Source organism: Blautia sp. AF17-9LB (assembly GCF_003479185.1).
Taxonomy (GTDB): Bacteria; Bacillota; Clostridia; order Lachnospirales; family Lachnospiraceae; genus Fusicatenibacter; species Fusicatenibacter saccharivorans.
The window spans coordinates 59429-74538 of sequence record NZ_QUGU01000008.1; the positions used below are offsets into that span (position 1 = coordinate 59429).

Annotated in this window: 14 protein-coding genes; 11 read left to right on the plus strand and 3 right to left on the minus strand. The window is 47.7% G+C overall.

The features are described 5' to 3' along the window. The first annotated feature begins 132 nt into the window (after nucleotides 1-132). Entirely contained in the window at nucleotides 133-1341 is a 1209-nt protein-coding gene (locus DWX00_RS10110) for a glucose-1-phosphate adenylyltransferase (RefSeq protein ID WP_022461389.1), read from the plus strand. Beyond that, nucleotides 1335-2477: a glucose-1-phosphate adenylyltransferase subunit GlgD gene (glgD, locus tag DWX00_RS10115; RefSeq protein WP_055227642.1), complete on the plus strand. Its 1143-nt coding sequence runs from the start codon at nucleotides 1335-1337 to the stop codon at nucleotides 2475-2477. Before DWX00_RS10110 ends, glgD begins: the two co-directional genes overlap by 7 nt. Nucleotides 2478-2698: 221 nt before the next feature. Here glgD and DWX00_RS10120 read toward each other — a convergent pair whose 3' ends face one another. Next, on the minus strand, nucleotides 2699-4462 hold the full coding sequence (locus DWX00_RS10120) for a Na/Pi cotransporter family protein (RefSeq protein WP_118595155.1): 1764 nt from the start codon (nucleotides 4460-4462) through the stop codon (nucleotides 2699-2701). Nucleotides 4463-4745: 283 nt separating this feature from the next. After that, entirely contained in the window at nucleotides 4746-5174 is a 429-nt protein-coding gene (locus tag DWX00_RS10125) for a hypothetical protein (RefSeq protein ID WP_118595156.1), read from the minus strand. A gap of 371 nt (nucleotides 5175-5545) precedes the next feature. Here DWX00_RS10125 and DWX00_RS10130 point away from each other — a divergent pair, with 371 nt between their 5' ends. From DWX00_RS10130 to DWX00_RS10170, 9 genes are all read left to right on the plus strand, one after another. Further along, entirely contained in the window at nucleotides 5546-6421 is an 876-nt protein-coding gene (locus DWX00_RS10130) for a methionyl aminopeptidase (RefSeq protein ID WP_022461385.1), read from the plus strand. 90 nt (nucleotides 6422-6511) lie between these two features. Continuing rightward, nucleotides 6512-7420: a radical SAM protein gene (locus tag DWX00_RS10135; RefSeq protein WP_226906368.1), complete on the plus strand. Its 909-nt coding sequence runs from the start codon at nucleotides 6512-6514 to the stop codon at nucleotides 7418-7420. A 136-nt stretch (nucleotides 7421-7556) separates the two neighbouring features. Then, nucleotides 7557-8759 carry a class I SAM-dependent rRNA methyltransferase gene (locus DWX00_RS10140; RefSeq protein ID WP_118595157.1) on the plus strand — a complete coding sequence of 401 codons (1203 nt, stop codon included), beginning with the start codon at nucleotides 7557-7559 and terminating at the stop codon, nucleotides 8757-8759. 115 nt (nucleotides 8760-8874) lie between these two features. After that, nucleotides 8875-9051, plus strand: a complete 177-nt coding sequence (locus tag DWX00_RS10145; protein WP_243025989.1) for a DUF6472 family protein — start codon at nucleotides 8875-8877, stop codon at nucleotides 9049-9051. A 74-nt stretch (nucleotides 9052-9125) separates the two neighbouring features. After that, nucleotides 9126-9647 (plus strand): nitroreductase family protein, encoded by a 522-nt coding sequence (locus tag DWX00_RS10150; protein WP_118595159.1) that lies wholly within the window; start codon nucleotides 9126-9128, stop codon nucleotides 9645-9647. 135 nt (nucleotides 9648-9782) lie between these two features. Beyond that, nucleotides 9783-10454, plus strand: coding sequence for a response regulator transcription factor (locus DWX00_RS10155; protein ID WP_118595160.1), 672 nt, complete (start codon nucleotides 9783-9785; stop codon nucleotides 10452-10454). 24 nt (nucleotides 10455-10478) lie between these two features. After that, entirely contained in the window at nucleotides 10479-11498 is a 1020-nt protein-coding gene (locus DWX00_RS10160; RefSeq protein ID WP_226906369.1) for a sensor histidine kinase, read from the plus strand. 146 nt (nucleotides 11499-11644) lie between these two features. After that, on the plus strand, nucleotides 11645-12412 hold the full coding sequence (locus tag DWX00_RS10165) for an ABC transporter ATP-binding protein (protein ID WP_055227632.1): 768 nt from the start codon (nucleotides 11645-11647) through the stop codon (nucleotides 12410-12412). Next, the gene (locus tag DWX00_RS10170) at nucleotides 12405-14396 is read left to right on the plus strand and encodes an ABC transporter permease (protein ID WP_118595161.1); all 1992 of its coding nucleotides are present in this window, start codon (nucleotides 12405-12407) and stop codon (nucleotides 14394-14396) included. The genes DWX00_RS10165 and DWX00_RS10170 overlap by 8 nt, the downstream gene beginning before the upstream one ends. Before the next feature lie 118 nt (nucleotides 14397-14514). On the opposite strand, the gene DWX00_RS20435 is transcribed toward DWX00_RS10170, so the two are convergent. Continuing rightward, nucleotides 14515-15054, minus strand: coding sequence for an FKBP-type peptidyl-prolyl cis-trans isomerase (locus tag DWX00_RS20435; protein WP_055227626.1), 540 nt, complete (start codon nucleotides 15052-15054; stop codon nucleotides 14515-14517). Between the last annotated feature and the right edge of the window lie 56 nt (nucleotides 15055-15110).

Consider the following 15110-nt stretch of genomic DNA (forward strand, 5'->3'; position numbering starts at 1 on the left):
TGTAAAACTGGAGAAAAATACAGAATAAAATCGTTAAAAAAATAAAAAATAGTGAAAAATGCACAAAAAGATTGTCCATAGAGCAAATAGTGTGTTATAATGAATGCATCTATTAAAACAGGGGGATAGATTATGGCAAAAGAAATGATAGCAATGCTTCTTGCCGGAGGTCAGGGATCTCGCCTTTATGCGCTGACCGAGAAGCTTGCAAAACCGGCAGTTCCATTTGGTGGAAAATATAGAATCATCGATTTCCCGCTTTCTAACTGCGTAAATTCCGGAATTGATACCGTAGGTATTCTGACACAGTATCAGCCAATGGTGTTAAATGAGTACATAGGAAACGGCCAGCCGTGGGATCTGGACCGCCTCCATGGAGGTGTTCACGTGCTGCCTCCTTATCAGAAAGCCTCAGGTTCTGACTGGTATAAAGGAACTGCGAATGCCATCTACCAGAACATTCCATTCATCGAGAGCTACGATCCGGAGTACGTCATCATCCTTTCCGGAGACCAGATCTGCAAACAGGACTACAGTGATTTCCTACGCTTCCATAAGGAAAAGGGCGCAGAATTCAGCGTTGCGGTTATGGAAGTGCCGTGGGAGGAGGCATCCCGTTTCGGACTTATGGTGGCAGATGAAAATGACAAAATCACCGAGTTCCAGGAAAAACCAAAACAGCCGAAATCCAATCTGGCATCCATGGGCATCTACATTTTCAACTGGGATATCCTGAAAAAATATCTGATTGAGGACGAGGCAGACCCGAATTCTTCGAACGATTTCGGAAACAACATCATCCCGAATCTTTTAAAAGACGGACGCAATATGTACGCTTATCACTTCAGCGGATACTGGAAAGATGTAGGAACCATCTCCTCCTTGTGGGAGGCAAACATGGAAATCCTCGATCCGGAACACAGCGGAATCAACCTCTTTGACAATGACTGGAAGATTTACAGCCGAAACAGCGGAAAAACAGGCCATAAGATCACAGAAACCGCCGTTGTGGAAAACTGTATGATCACCGATGGCTGCCGTATTGCAGGTCATGTCAAACGTTCGATTTTGTTCTCCGGTGTAAAGGTTGCAGAGGGCGCAGAAGTAGAAGATGCCGTTATCATGGGAGGAACCGTGATCGAATCCGGAGCAGTCGTGAAACACTGTATCGTTGCGGAAAACGTTGTGATTGGCCAGAATGCCGTGGTAGGAGAAATGCCGCATGACGGTGAAAAAGGTGTTGCCACCATCGGATCCGGAATCCATATCGGTGAGCGTGCCAAAGTAGGACCAAATGCAATGGTAAATGCAAATGTAAAGGATGGTGAAGAAGAATGGTAAACGCAAATGCAGATGCACTGGGCATCATTTTCCCAAACAGCTATGATGAGCAGGTACCGGATCTGGTAAACGAGCGTCTGATGGCCTCCATTCCTTTTGCCAGCCGTTACCGCATGGTGGACTTTATTTTATCCAGCATGGTAAACTGCGGAATCGGAAATGTATCCATTATCGTCCGCAAAAATTACCATTCGCTGATGGATCATCTCGGCTCCGGACGTGAGTGGGATCTCGCCAGAAAAAAAGGCGGCTTAAACATTGTTCCGCCTTATTCCGAGAAGAAAATTCAGGTGTATTCCGGAAGAGTGGAAGCACTGGCAAATGTTCTCGATTTCCTGAAATGGCAGAAAGAAAAATATGTTGTTATGGCAGACACCAACATTGCCTGCAATTTTGATTTCAAAGAGATGCTGAATCAGCATATCGAAAGCGGCGCAGATGTTACTGCAGCTTATACCAAGCAGCCGATTCCGGAAGGCGTCAGAAGCTCTTACGAGAAAACCAATTATCTGCACTACACCTTCTCCATGGCAGGACAGAAGATCAGCAAGATCTTTGTAAACTCGGAGGAAAACGGAGTACAGAATGTATCGATGAATATCTACGTGATGGAGCGTCAGCTTCTGATCGACGAAATCAAAAAAGGTTTTGTCCTTGGAAATAAATTCTTTGAGCGTGATGTCCTGGCACCCCAAACTGAGAAGCTGAACATTCAGGGATATGAGTTTACCGGCTATCAGGCAAGAATTGATGATATGAAGAGCTATTTCGATGAGAACATGAAGCTTTTAAAAGATGAAAATCTGGATAGCCTCTTCTTGGGAAACCCGATCTATACTAAAGTCCGCGATGACAATCCGACCCGTTATATCAACGGATCAAAAGCGAAAAACGTGATGGTAGCAGACGGCTGTGTGATCGAAGGCGAAATCGAAAACAGCATTTTGTTCCGTGGTGTCAAGGTAGCCAAGGGAGCAAAAGTAAAGAACTGCATTCTGATGCAGGATACTGTGATTGAAGCAGGCGCTGAGATTGAGTACGTTGTTTCTGATAAATACGTTACGGTATCTGAGGGAAAACAGCTCAAAGGAACCGATTCCTTCCCGGTATTTATTGCGAAGGATCAGGTGGTATAAAGAAAAGAATAGAATGAAATAGAAATACCGACTGCCAATGTAGAATATATCAATATTGATGGGCAGTCGGTATTTTTTGGAAAAATTCAGAGAAAAATAGTAGATTGAGTAATGCATATGTGATATGGTAATAAAACAAAACAGTGACAGCCTAAAGAAGGGAAGATTCTTACCATAAAAATTCCCGGTTGTACAGCTGATGGTTACAGTACAGTCTGTTTTTAGGCTTTCAGCGTTGGCAGCTGATACTGTTTTTTCAGCTCTTTATATTCTGTCTCAAATTCTTCTTCTTTCTTTAATGCATGCAGATACTCATGTGTATCGAAGGATCCGCTGTGGATCTGGCTGACGCAGACGGCAATGTTGGAGCAGTGGTCGGAAATCCGTTCGAAGTCGGTCATCACATCGGAAAGGATAAAACCAAGCTCGATCGTGCATTTTCCACTCTGGAGCCGTTCGATGTGGTGGTTCTTCAGGCTGGAATTCAGGCTGTCAATCACCTGCTCGAGTGGTTCCACTTCATTTGCTTTTTTTACATCCTCATTGTTGAAAACGGAGAAGGTCAGGCTGACAATATCTTTGACTGCTTTTCCATAAACAGCAAGCTCTGCGGCTCCGTCAGCGGAGAACTGCAGGTTCTTGTCATGCATCTCTCTTGCAGCTTTCATGATGTTGACGGTGTGATCGGAAATTCGTTCGAAATCGCCGATGCAGTGCAGGATCATGGAAAGTGTCTGGCTGTCCTTTGGGGAAAGCTTTTCACTGGAAAGCTTCACCAGATATGTGCCGAGGGCATCTTCAAAATGATCCACCTTTTTCTCAAGAATATCTACATTTTCCGCATCCGCCTCGTTGTAGGAGGCCATCAGGTCAACAGAAGTAACAAGACCGGTTTCGGTCAGCTCTGCCATTTTTGCGGCTGCGACTTTACACTGCTGCAGAGCAAAAGCCGGGCTGTCGAGGAAACGGGTATCGAGCATCTGAACAGCTTCGTCTGCTTTTTCTTCCGGTCCGTCCGGAATGGTCAGTTTCGCAAGTTTGACCAGTCCGTCTGCAAACGGGAACAGGATTAGTGTTGCAAAAATATTGAAGCCGGAGTGAACGATTGCGATGCCGGCTGCATTTGCGGAGGTTTCCAGGAATGGAAAATGCACAAAGGCATTGATTCCATAGAAGAGAACCAGGAAAAGAACAGTACCGATGATGTTAAAATAAAGGTGAACCATTGCGGTACGGCGTGCATTGCGGCTTGTACCGATGGAGGAGAGCAGTGCGGTAATACATGTACCGATATTCTGTCCCATAATGATCGGAATGGCTACGGCGTAGCTGACGGAACCGGTTGCGCAGAGTGCCTGAAGAATACCGACAGAAGCAGAGGAACTCTGGATCACGGCGGTCAAAATGGTTCCGGCAAGAACACCTAGAACCGGCATGGAGAATTTTACGAGAAGTCCCGTGAATTCCGGTACATCTGCGAGCGGTGATACAGCGCTGCTCATGGTGTGCATACCAAACATCAGAATGGAAAAACCGGTTAACAGGGTACCGACATTTTTCTTTTTATCGCTCTTTGCCAGCATCAGCATAAAAACGCCGATGATTGCAAGAATGGGGGAAAAGGACGACGGGTTCAGCATTTTAATGAATACATTGTCGCCCTGAATGCCGGTAAGACTTAAGATCCAGGAAGTGATGGTGGTACCGATATTGGCGCCCATGATGATGCCGACTGCCTGGTTCAGCTTCATGATGCCGGAGTTTACGAATCCGACAACCATAACAGTAGTTGCAGAAGAGGACTGGATAACTGCGGTAACACCGGCACCTAAAAGAACTGCCATAATCCGCTTTGATGTCAGCTTTTCCAGCAGGTATTCCAGTTTACCGCCGGAAAGTTTGGTCAGGCCATCGCCCATGGCGCTCATGCCGTATAAGAACATGGCAAGGCCACCGACAAAGGATAACACTCCAAAAATGTCCATAATTTCTCCCTTTACGTAATTTTCTTTTTCTTTTCGTGGTTTTAACAATAGATACACGTTTTGCAGGTCTTACTCGAGAAAAAACCTACATTTAGAAGATAACACATCTAAAAACAGTTTTGTGTTAAATGTATGTAAAGTTTGTAAAACGGTCAAAACAACTCAAAATCCGGTGCGGCACTGTTTTGTGCCGGTACCGGATCGTTTCTCGATTCCTTTGCATCCGAAAGAAGCTGCCACTCGCAGGATCTGCAGATGCGGGTAGTTTGGCTGAATATGATTTTCATAAGAAATCTTTTAACTTTTCCATGTTGTATTCTTCAAATTTTCGCAGCTTATCCATCAGATCCCGGATTTTGGGATCCGCGTCCTCATACTGGCGGTACTTCTGGATTGCCTCGACGATGCCCATGCTGCTTCCGGTAATCAGCATGCTGGCAATGTGTGAGACGGACGGATCCGTTATAGTCTGCAGGTTTATCATAAAATACGTGCGTGCTTTTTCCATTATGCCAAGGCCTTTTTCATCGTAGCCGTGTTCATTCAGCAGCTCCTTTGCCGCCTGATGAAATTCCTCATAGCCCTGAAACTGGGTTTTCAGATGTTCTTTTAAGTCTTTGTCCTCAACGACTCCAATGAGCTGCCGGATCGTGTCGACACCCATCTGGGAGTTCTGGTAAATAAAGTTTAAAAGCTCTGCATCTCCACTCATCGTGCATCTTCCTTTCTTACTTTCTTTGGTGGTTTCATGAAAAAGTATTGCCGGAAATCGGGGTAAATATACCTGATTTTAATTGTAATTTTACCTGAAATCCATATTTCGGCAGCGACAGGAAAGACGGCTGGCATCTGCTGACCACAAAAGATATGGTGCATTACGGGCCGGAGACGGCGATTGGGATTCTGGGAGGAACGGGATCTGTCATCTGGGCAGATGGTCTCTTTTGAGAGAGTTATTCATTTGGTAACTTTTGCTTGCAGTTTTGCCGGAGTGTGGTAAAGTAGTAGAGGAGTTATATGAATTTCAGCGGGAGACAGAAAATCGGATCTGTCGTTCCGCGTTCAGAAAGAGGATAGAACATTATGCTGAAAAAAATTGGAAGAAATGATCCCTGCTGGTGCGGCAGCGGGAAGAAGTACAAAGACTGCCATCTGGCGCTGGATGAGAAAATCAATTCTTATAAATTAAAGGGATGGAAAATTCCGCCGAAGAAAATTATCAAAAGACCGGATCAGATCGATGGAATTCGTGAAAGCGGTCTTGTCAATATTGCAGTTCTGGATTATGTGGCCGAAAACATTCATGCAGGCATGAGTACGGAAGATATCGACCGTCTGGTCGCAGAAAAGACAAAAGAACTCGGCGGAATTGCAGCACCGCTGAATTATGAAGGATTTCCGAAGAGCGTGTGTACCTCCATCAACGATGCAGTATGCCATGGAATTCCGAATGAGGAGGAAATTCTGCAGGACGGAGACATCATCAACGTCGATGTTTCTACTATTTATAAGGGATATTTTTCCGACTCTTCCCGTATGTTCTGTATCGGTGAGGTAGACGATGTTTCAAAGAAGCTGGTGGAAGATACGTTAAAAGCCGTACAGCTCGGACTCTCCGAAGTACGTCCGTTTAACCGGCTTGGCAATGTCGGCGCGGTAATCAATGAATTTGCCCAGAGCCAGGGCTATAAAGTTGTCCGTGACATCGGTGGCCATGGCGTCGGTCTGGAGTTTCACGAGGATCCGTTCGTCAGCTATGTCACAAGACGAGATACCGGAATGCTGCTCGTACCGGGCATGGTATTCACCATTGAGCCTATGATCAATCTCGGAACCGATGAAATCTTCATCGACTCCGACAACGACTGGACTGTCTACACCGAAGACGGCGCACCGTCAGCCCAGTGGGAGGTTACGGTTGCGGTAACAGAAGATGGATATGAAATTCTGGCATATTAATTGACGCATAGAAATACAAAAGCTGTGTCTGTGGAAGAAACTATTTTCCGGAGACACGGCTTTTTTCTAAAGAGAAAAGGGAGAAATATTATGCTGGATTTGGAACAGGAGATGAGCCGGTGCCGGGTTTGTCCGCGGAAGTGCGGAGCGGACCGGGAGCATGGAAAGACGGGATATTGTAAGGCGCCCTCCGGGGTTGCGGCGGCGCGGGCTGCACTGCATTTCTGGGAGGAGCCGTGTATTTCCGGGACGACGGGGTCGGGGACGGTTTTCTTTTCCGGATGTAATCTGCGGTGTGTTTACTGTCAGAACCATCATATTGCGGAGATGGAGAGCGGAAAAGTGATTTCGATCGGGCGGCTTTCGGACATTTTTCTGGAGCTGCAGGCACAGAATGCAAACAATATCAATCTTGTGACACCAAGCCACTACGTGCTGCAGATCCGGGAGGCACTTTTTCAGGCAAAGAAAAAGGGACTTACCGTGCCGGTTGTGTATAACTGCGGCGGGTATGAGAGCGTGGAAGCCCTGCAGGCCCTGGATGGGCTGATCGATATTTATCTGACAGATTTTAAGTATATGGACTCCTCCCTTGCAAAAGTGTACTCGCGGGCAGAAGATTACCCGGAAACAGCAAAACGGGCGCTGGCGGAAATGGTGCGTCAGACAGGAGAGGCTGTATTCGATGAGAATGGTCTGATGAAAAAAGGTGTGATTGTGCGCCATTTATTGCTGCCCGGTGCTGTAAAAAATGCAAAAGCTGTGGTAAAATACGTCTATGAGACGTACGGCGATACCGTCTGGCTGAGCCTCATGAGCCAGTACACGCCGCTTCCGCAGGTGGAAAACATAAGTCCGCTGAACCGGAAAACGACAAAGCGGGAGTATGAGCGTCTGCTGGACTATACGTTTTCCCTCGGCGTCACCAACGCCTTTTTACAGGAAGGCCCGGTGGCCGAGGAGAGCTTCATTCCGGAGTTTGACGGAAGAGGAATCTGACGTTATAGTTCACTCGTGCAAAAAGGAGCTGCGCAGCAGCAAAAAGCGCTGGAAGCGCGGTTTTGAGAATGCAAGCAAAACACAGTTGTCTATGATTAGATATGGCTAACTATATTGTTTTAAGGAGGAAAAACTTTTGAGCAACGCAGTTGTAACATTGAAAAAAGGAGAGGGCCGCGCCTTAAAGCAGGGCGGAGCCTGGATTTTTGATAATGAGATCGCTTCGATTTTAGGAGCATATGAAAACGGAGATATCGTGCTGGTGCGCGACTTCGACGGATACCCGATGGGGCGCGGTTTCATCAACGAGCATTCCAAAATCCGTATCCGTATGATGACAAGAAACATCGACCAGGAAATCGATGAAACATTCTTGAAAAAAAGAGTGCAGGATGCCTGGGAGTACCGCAAAAAAGTGACGGACACATCGAGTTGTCGCCTGATCTTTGGCGAGGCAGACTTCCTGCCGGGACTCGTAGTGGATAAATTCTCCGATGTGCTGGTCGTTCAGTCGCTGGCACTTGGTATCGACAAAATGAAAATGACGATTATCCGCCTGTTGGAGGAGGTTCTGGCAGCTGACGGGGTTAAGATCCGCGGCGTGTTTGAGCGAAGCGATGCAAAAGTGCGTGAGCAGGAGGGCATGGAGCGTGTGAAAGGATTTCTCTCCGAGCCGTTTGACACCAGCGTGGAAATCATCGAGAATGGTGTCCACTATCTCGTCGATGTCAAGGACGGCCAGAAAACTGGTTTCTTCCTGGATCAGAAATACAACCGTCTGGCTGTGCAGAAGCTCTGCAAGGACGCGAGAGTGCTCGACTGCTTTACCCATACCGGGTCGTTTGCACTGAATGCGGCATATGCAGGAGCAAAGGAAGTTATCGGCGTTGATGCATCAGAGCTCGGTGTAGAGCAGGCACGGAAAAACGCAGCCTTAAATGGTCTGGAAAACGTAGCATCTTTCGTGTGCGAGGATGTCTTTGAACTGTTGCCGCGTCTTGAAAAAGAGGGAGAAAAATTCGACGTCGTTATCCTTGACCCGCCGGCCTTCACAAAATCAAGAAACTCCATCAAAAACGCAATCAAGGGATATCGTGAAATCAATCTGCGCGGCATGAAACTGGTCAAAGACGGCGGCTATCTGTGCACCTGTTCGTGTTCCCACTTTATGGACTACGAACTCTTCACGAAAACCATCAACCAGGCGGCTCACAACGTCCACAAACGTCTCCGTCAGGTAGAATACCGCACCCAGGCTCCGGATCACCCAATTCTGTGGGCGGCGGATGAGTCCTATTACCTGAAATTTTATATTTTCCAGGTTGTGGATGAAAAATAGAAATTCTTCCTCTGTCGGAAGCGCAGAAACGGAAAAGCGAAGTGTAAGAAATGGGAGGAATTGCCATATGACAGAACCAACACCCCATGCACAAAAGAAAAAGCACTCCCGCCAGATGGCCACAAGCTGTGAGTCGTGCGGCAATTTTGTGTATGATGATGATTATGAGTGCTACACCTGCGAGGTGGATCTCGATGAGGATGAGATGGCACGTTTTCTGCAGGATAAATTTTACAACTGTCCGTACTACCAGCTCGGCGACGAGTATCGGATTGTGCGGAAACAGATGTAGGCAGGCAATGCGTCCGGTATACAAAGCTGCGGCGTTTGCGATAAAAACAAAAAAAGAACAGGAGGATTTTTACCATGAACAACGAAGTATTAAATGCAATCAAAACAAGAAGAAGCATCCGCAAATACAAAGCGGAGCAGATTACCGATGAGCAGCTCGATGCAATTCTGGAGGCCGGAACGTATGCGGCAACCGGCATGGGAAAACAGTCGCCGGTGATTGTTGTGGTACAGAAACCGGAGCTGATTGCAAAACTTTCGAAAATGAATGCGGCTGTTATGGGTACAACATCCGATCCGTTCTACGGCGCACCGACCGTTCTGATCGTGCTTGCTGACCCGGAGCGCGGAACTTATGTGGAGGACGGCTCTCTTGTCATGGGAAATCTGATGCTGGCAGCACATGCCGTTGGTGTGGATTCCTGCTGGATCCATCGTGCAAAAGAAGAGTTCGCGAGCCCGGAGGGAAAAGCCCTCTTAAAAGAGTGGGGACTTTCCGAAAATTATGTTGGAATCGGCCACTGCATCCTCGGCTATCGCGACTGTGAGTACCCAGAGGCAAAAGAAAGAAAATCAGATTATATTGTAAGAGTATAATCATCTGCGAAAACGGCTCCGGGAGCGGCTGTGCGTTGAAAACACCCGCCCGGAGTCCATATTTTTAACCGAATCAAGCAAGTAGCGAAGCGGATTGCGAATATCCGCTTTGCTAGAGACAACAGAGGAACAGCCATGTATCGAATTATGATTGTAGAAGATGATGAAGTCATCGCCCGCGCCGTGCAGCAGAGTCTGGTTTCCTGGGGCATGGATGCGTTCTGCGTACAGGATTTTTCCTGTGTTCTCGCCGAATTTGCCGTGAAAAATCCGCAATTAGTGCTGATGGACATTCATCTTCCCTTTTTTAACGGATTTCACTGGTGCCAGGAGATTCGAAAAGTCTCTAAAGTGCCGGTAATTTTTCTTTCTTCTGCATCGGACAACATGAACATCATTATGGCCGTTAATATGGGCGACGATGACTTTATCGCGAAGCCGTTTGATTTAAGTGTCCTGACCGCCAAAGTCCAGGCGATGCTCCGCCGCACCTACGAATTTGCCGGAGAAACGAATTTCCTCGAGCACCGCGGTGCCATGCTCGATACGGGAAGTGGTGTGCTGAATTACCGGGGAAAGCGGATTGAGCTGACAAAAAATGAGTGGCGCATTCTGCAGTCCCTTCTCGAAAATAAAGGAAAAGCCGTCAGCCGAGATATGCTGATGATGCATCTGTGGGAGTCGGACAGCTTTATAGATGACAACACGCTGACCGTCAACGTCACGCGCCTGCGGAAAAAACTGGAGGAGGCAGGACTTACAGACTTTATCCAGACGAAAAAGGGTGTCGGCTACCTGATCGCATGACGGAAGCAGAACAGGAGAAAAAGGATGGAACAACAGAAAGAGGGAATCCGGCAGGAGTTTATGCTTCTTAACTGGTATTTGAAAGAGCATCTTGCATCGGCCGTGCGGATTGCCGCTTTTATAGGAGTATTTTCACTCCTCTGTTTTCTGCGCAATGTGCCGCAGGATGTCACCGTTTATATGATCGTGCTGATGGCTGCTGTCGGAGCCGCAGGTTTTTGCTTTCATTATGGGAAGTACCGGAAACATCATCTGGTCTTAGCACTCCTTGCCGCCGAACCGCAGGGCAAAACAGAAGCGCTTCCGGAGGCGGACGGGCTTCTGGCGCGGGATTACCAGCAGATCATCGCATCCTACGAGCGGCAGTTTCAGGAAGAACAGATTAAGATGGAGCAGAAATACCGCGATATGATGGAGTATTACACGATGTGGACCCATCAGATCAAAACGCCGATTGCGGCGATGCGGCTGCTTCTGCAGGAGGAGGATACGCCGCTTTCGCGTGAAATGCAGAGCGAACTTTTCCAGACGGAGCAGTATGTGCAGATGGCGCTGCAGTACCTGCGCATGGAAAAAATGACATCGGATCTTGTCTTTGCAAGGTACGATTTGGATGCGCTGATCCGCCAGGCTGTGCGGAAATATGCCCCGCTTTTTATCCGCCGGAAAATTATCCTTTCCTACGAGCCGGTGCACTGCGAGGTGCTGACAGATGAAAAATGGCTCGTCTTTGTGCTGGAGCAGATTCTGTCAAATGCGCTGAAATACACGAAAAGTGGCAGCATTCACATCTATCTGTCACCGGATGCACCAAAAACGCTGGTGATTGAGGATACCGGCATCGGCATTGCGCCGGAGGATCTGCCGCGGATTTTCGAAAAAGGCTACACGGGCTGCAACGGCCGCGCAGACAAGCGGTCAACGGGCATCGGACTGTATCTGTGCCGCCAGATCATGGAGAAACTTTCGCATACCATCCGCATCGAGTCGGAGATGGGAGCGGGAACGAAGGTGTATCTTGGGCTGGATACCGTATCCCTGTAGTACATAGAGAGCTTCGCCGGGAATCTTACAGAAATGTAAGGTTGCCGGTCTTTTTGTAAGATGATCCTAAGGCAGAAGAGGGCGCGGACGGGTATAATAAGCCTTGTCAATTAAGAAAACAGTTCAGACAGAAAGGAAAATGTGACATGGCAATTCTGGAAGTAGAACATCTGAAAAAAACATATACCACGCGCCTTGGCAGCAACCGGGTGGAAGCGTTGAAAGACGTTAATTTTACAGTGGAACGGGGCGAATTTGTTGCAATCATGGGCGAATCGGGAAGCGGAAAAACGACGCTTCTGAACCTGCTCGCAGCACTAGACAAGCCAACCGGCGGACAGGTGCGGTTAAATGGAAAGAATCTCGGCGAATTAAAAGAGAAGGAGATTGCCGGATTCCGCCGCGAAAACTTAGGTTTCGTGTTCCAGGACTTCAACCTGCTCGATACCTTTTCCCTGCGTGACAACATTTATCTGCCGCTCGTGCTGGAAGGAAAAAAATACGAGGAGATGAGTCTTCGGGCAGAGCCGATTGCGAAAAAACTCGGCATCACCCAGGTCCTCAATAAATACCCATATGAGGTGTCCGGCGGACAGAAGCAGCGTGCAGCCGTTGCGCGTGCGCTGATTACCAATCCGGAGCTGGTTCTTGCGGATGAGCCTTCCGGCGCGCTCGATTCCCATGCAGCGGATGGCCTCATGAAACTGTTCGGGGAGATCAACGAGGAGGGCCAGACGATTGTTATGGTAACGCACAGTGTGAAGGCGGCCTGCTCGGCGAAACGTGTGCTGTTCATCAAGGACGGCGAGGTCTTCCACCAGCTGTATCGCGGTTCTTTAGGGCGCGATGAGATGTATCAGAAGATCTCCGATACGCTGACAATTCTTGCGACGGGTGGTGAACGGGATGAATAATCTGCTGTATGCCAGACTGGCAAAAACAAATTTGAGCAAAAATCGTCAGAATATTCTTCCGTATCTGCTGTCATGCATCGGCACGGTGGTGATGTTTTTTATCATGGATACACTGGCGCAGGGAAGTGGCTTTGATTCCATGATCGGAAAAGATACGATCCTGACAGTGATGGGGATGGGAACCTATATCATTGGCCTGTTCGCGGTGATTTTTCTGATCTACAGCAACAGTTTTCTGGCAAAAAGAAGAAAAAAAGAGTTCGGTCTGTTCCAGATTCTCGGCATGGAGAAAAAGCATCTGGCGAAGATCCTCTTTTTTGAGAGTCTGTATCTGTGGGCGGCATCGCTTGGAATCGGTATTCTGCTCGGTGTGTTGCTGTACCGCCTGCTGTTTCTGGTGCTGATGAAGCTGACCGGACTGAACGGAACAATTGGTTTTGCGTTCAGTGCAAAAGCCGTAGGAAGTACGATGCTGCTGTTCGGCCTGACTTTTGTGATCAATTTTCTCTTAAGCCTTCGCCAGATCCACGTCTCACAGCCGGTCGAACTGCTGCACGGCGGCGCGCAGGGTGAGCGGGAACCGAAAACGAAGCTTTTGACGGCGGTTCTTGGATTCATGCTTCTTGGTGTTGGCTATTATCTGGCTCTGACCAGCCAATCCTCGATGGACGCACTTGATAAGTTTTTTAATGCAATCGCCTTGGTTATGGTGGGAACGTACTGCCTGTTTTCTGCTGGAAGTATTGCATTTTTGAAAATTCTGAAGAAAAACAAGAATTACTATTACCAGACACGCCATTTTACAAGCATTTCGGGCATGCTGTACCGCATGAAGCAAAATGCGGTCGGTCTTGCGAATATCTGTATTCTGTCAACGGGTGTGCTTCTGGTTATCTCCATCAGCACATGTTTGTGGACGGGGATTGAGGAGGTTACCTATACGCGGTTTCCACATCAGATTTCGATCGAAGCAAATAGCGGCATTATGAAGACGGTGGAACCGGTCAGTCAGAAGATGATAGAGGAAGTGAAAACTGGGATTGATCAGCATCTGGAAGAAAAGCAGCTCAGAAAAAAGTATGAAAGTGATCAGAGATACTATGTTATGCTTGCTGTTGTAGATAGAAACAAAGTAGAAAAAACACAGTCAGATGATGCTGCGGCGAGCACACTGATAAAAATCATGGAAGAGTCGGAGTACAATCAGGTAACCGGCGAACAGGTAGAGCTGGAACCAGGGCAGGCTCTGGTTTTTCAGGCAAAACAGAAAAATTATGGATATGACACGATTGAACTGGGAAATCAGACGTATGAAGTAAAAAAATGGAATACCGATAAGAAATCGTACATTCTGGATGAGAAGACGCAGGTGTATGAGACAATGACGGTGGTGACGCGGAACAAGGAAGCAAAGGAAGCGTATGCAGCTGTGCAGGGAAAGGAGCCAGAAGGATACAGTTGGGAATATGCTCTGGATCTTATCGGGGATGCTGGCGAACAGATCACAGTTGGAGATGAGATTGAGACGATACTGACGGAGTCATCTTTTAACGGATGGGTGGAAGTGCGCGAAAAAGAGCGCAATACGGTTTACAGTCTGTATGGTTCACTTCTGTTTTTAGGTGTTTTCGTCGGTGCGCTGTTTTTGATGGGTGCCGTTATGATTATCTATTATAAGCAGGTTTCAGAAGGCTTCGATGACCGAAAACGGTTCCAGATTATGCAGAAGGTCGGCATGAGCCGCAAAGAAATCCGTCAGACGATTCAGTCACAGGTGGTAACGGTCTTTTTCCTGCCGCTCGCGGTGGCCGTGGTGCATACAATGGTAGCGTTTCCATTGACCAGGCGTATCATGGCAATGCTGAATTTCCCGGACAGCAATCTGTTCCTGATTGCAACAGCGATTACGATTGCGGCGTTTGCCGTGGTTTACCTGATCGTCTATGTGCTGACGGCGCGGGCGTATTACAAAATTGTGGAATAAGAAGATGTACTTTTTTTAATACATCGAAGCGTCTTTGAAAAAAACTTAACAAAAAAATAATAAGAAAAAGACATCCGGCGCAGACGGAAAATCTGTGGAGGATGTCTTTTTTGCTGTTCTATTTATAAATGCCATTGACGGTAACTTTGAAAAGAGCTTCCTTTCCGTTGAGTTCGTCTTTTCCATAGTCTTCCGGGAAAGTGACGGTTACATCTACGCTGTCGCCCGGGTGATGACCGATGAGCTGTTCTTCAAAGTCATCGATGTAAGTGTGGGAACCGATCACAAGATCAGCGCCGCTGCCGTTTGTGTTTCCTCCCTGGAATTCCACGCCGTCAATGGAGCCGACATAGTCGATATTGACGGTATCACCGTCCTCGATGGTAAGGGAAGTGTCGGTCTGCAAAGAGGCAGAAGCCGAAGTGGAGGCTGATGAGGCGGATGCGGCCGATGAGGCTGTGGAGGTATCCTCCGAGGCACTTTTGACAGAGAGTCGTTTGGAATCGAGTACGCTGGCAATAATAAGGCCGACGATCACAACGATAATCAGAGCCGGTCCGGCCCAGCTCCAGATCTTTTTGTAATGCGCTACTTTCGCTTCGTGCTCCCGCTCTTTGGCACGCCGTTCCTTGGCAGCTTTTCTGTTTTCTTTGTTCATAAAAAGGATCTCCTTTGCGCTTTTACGACTGCAATCGTATTTTATAATATCAAGTA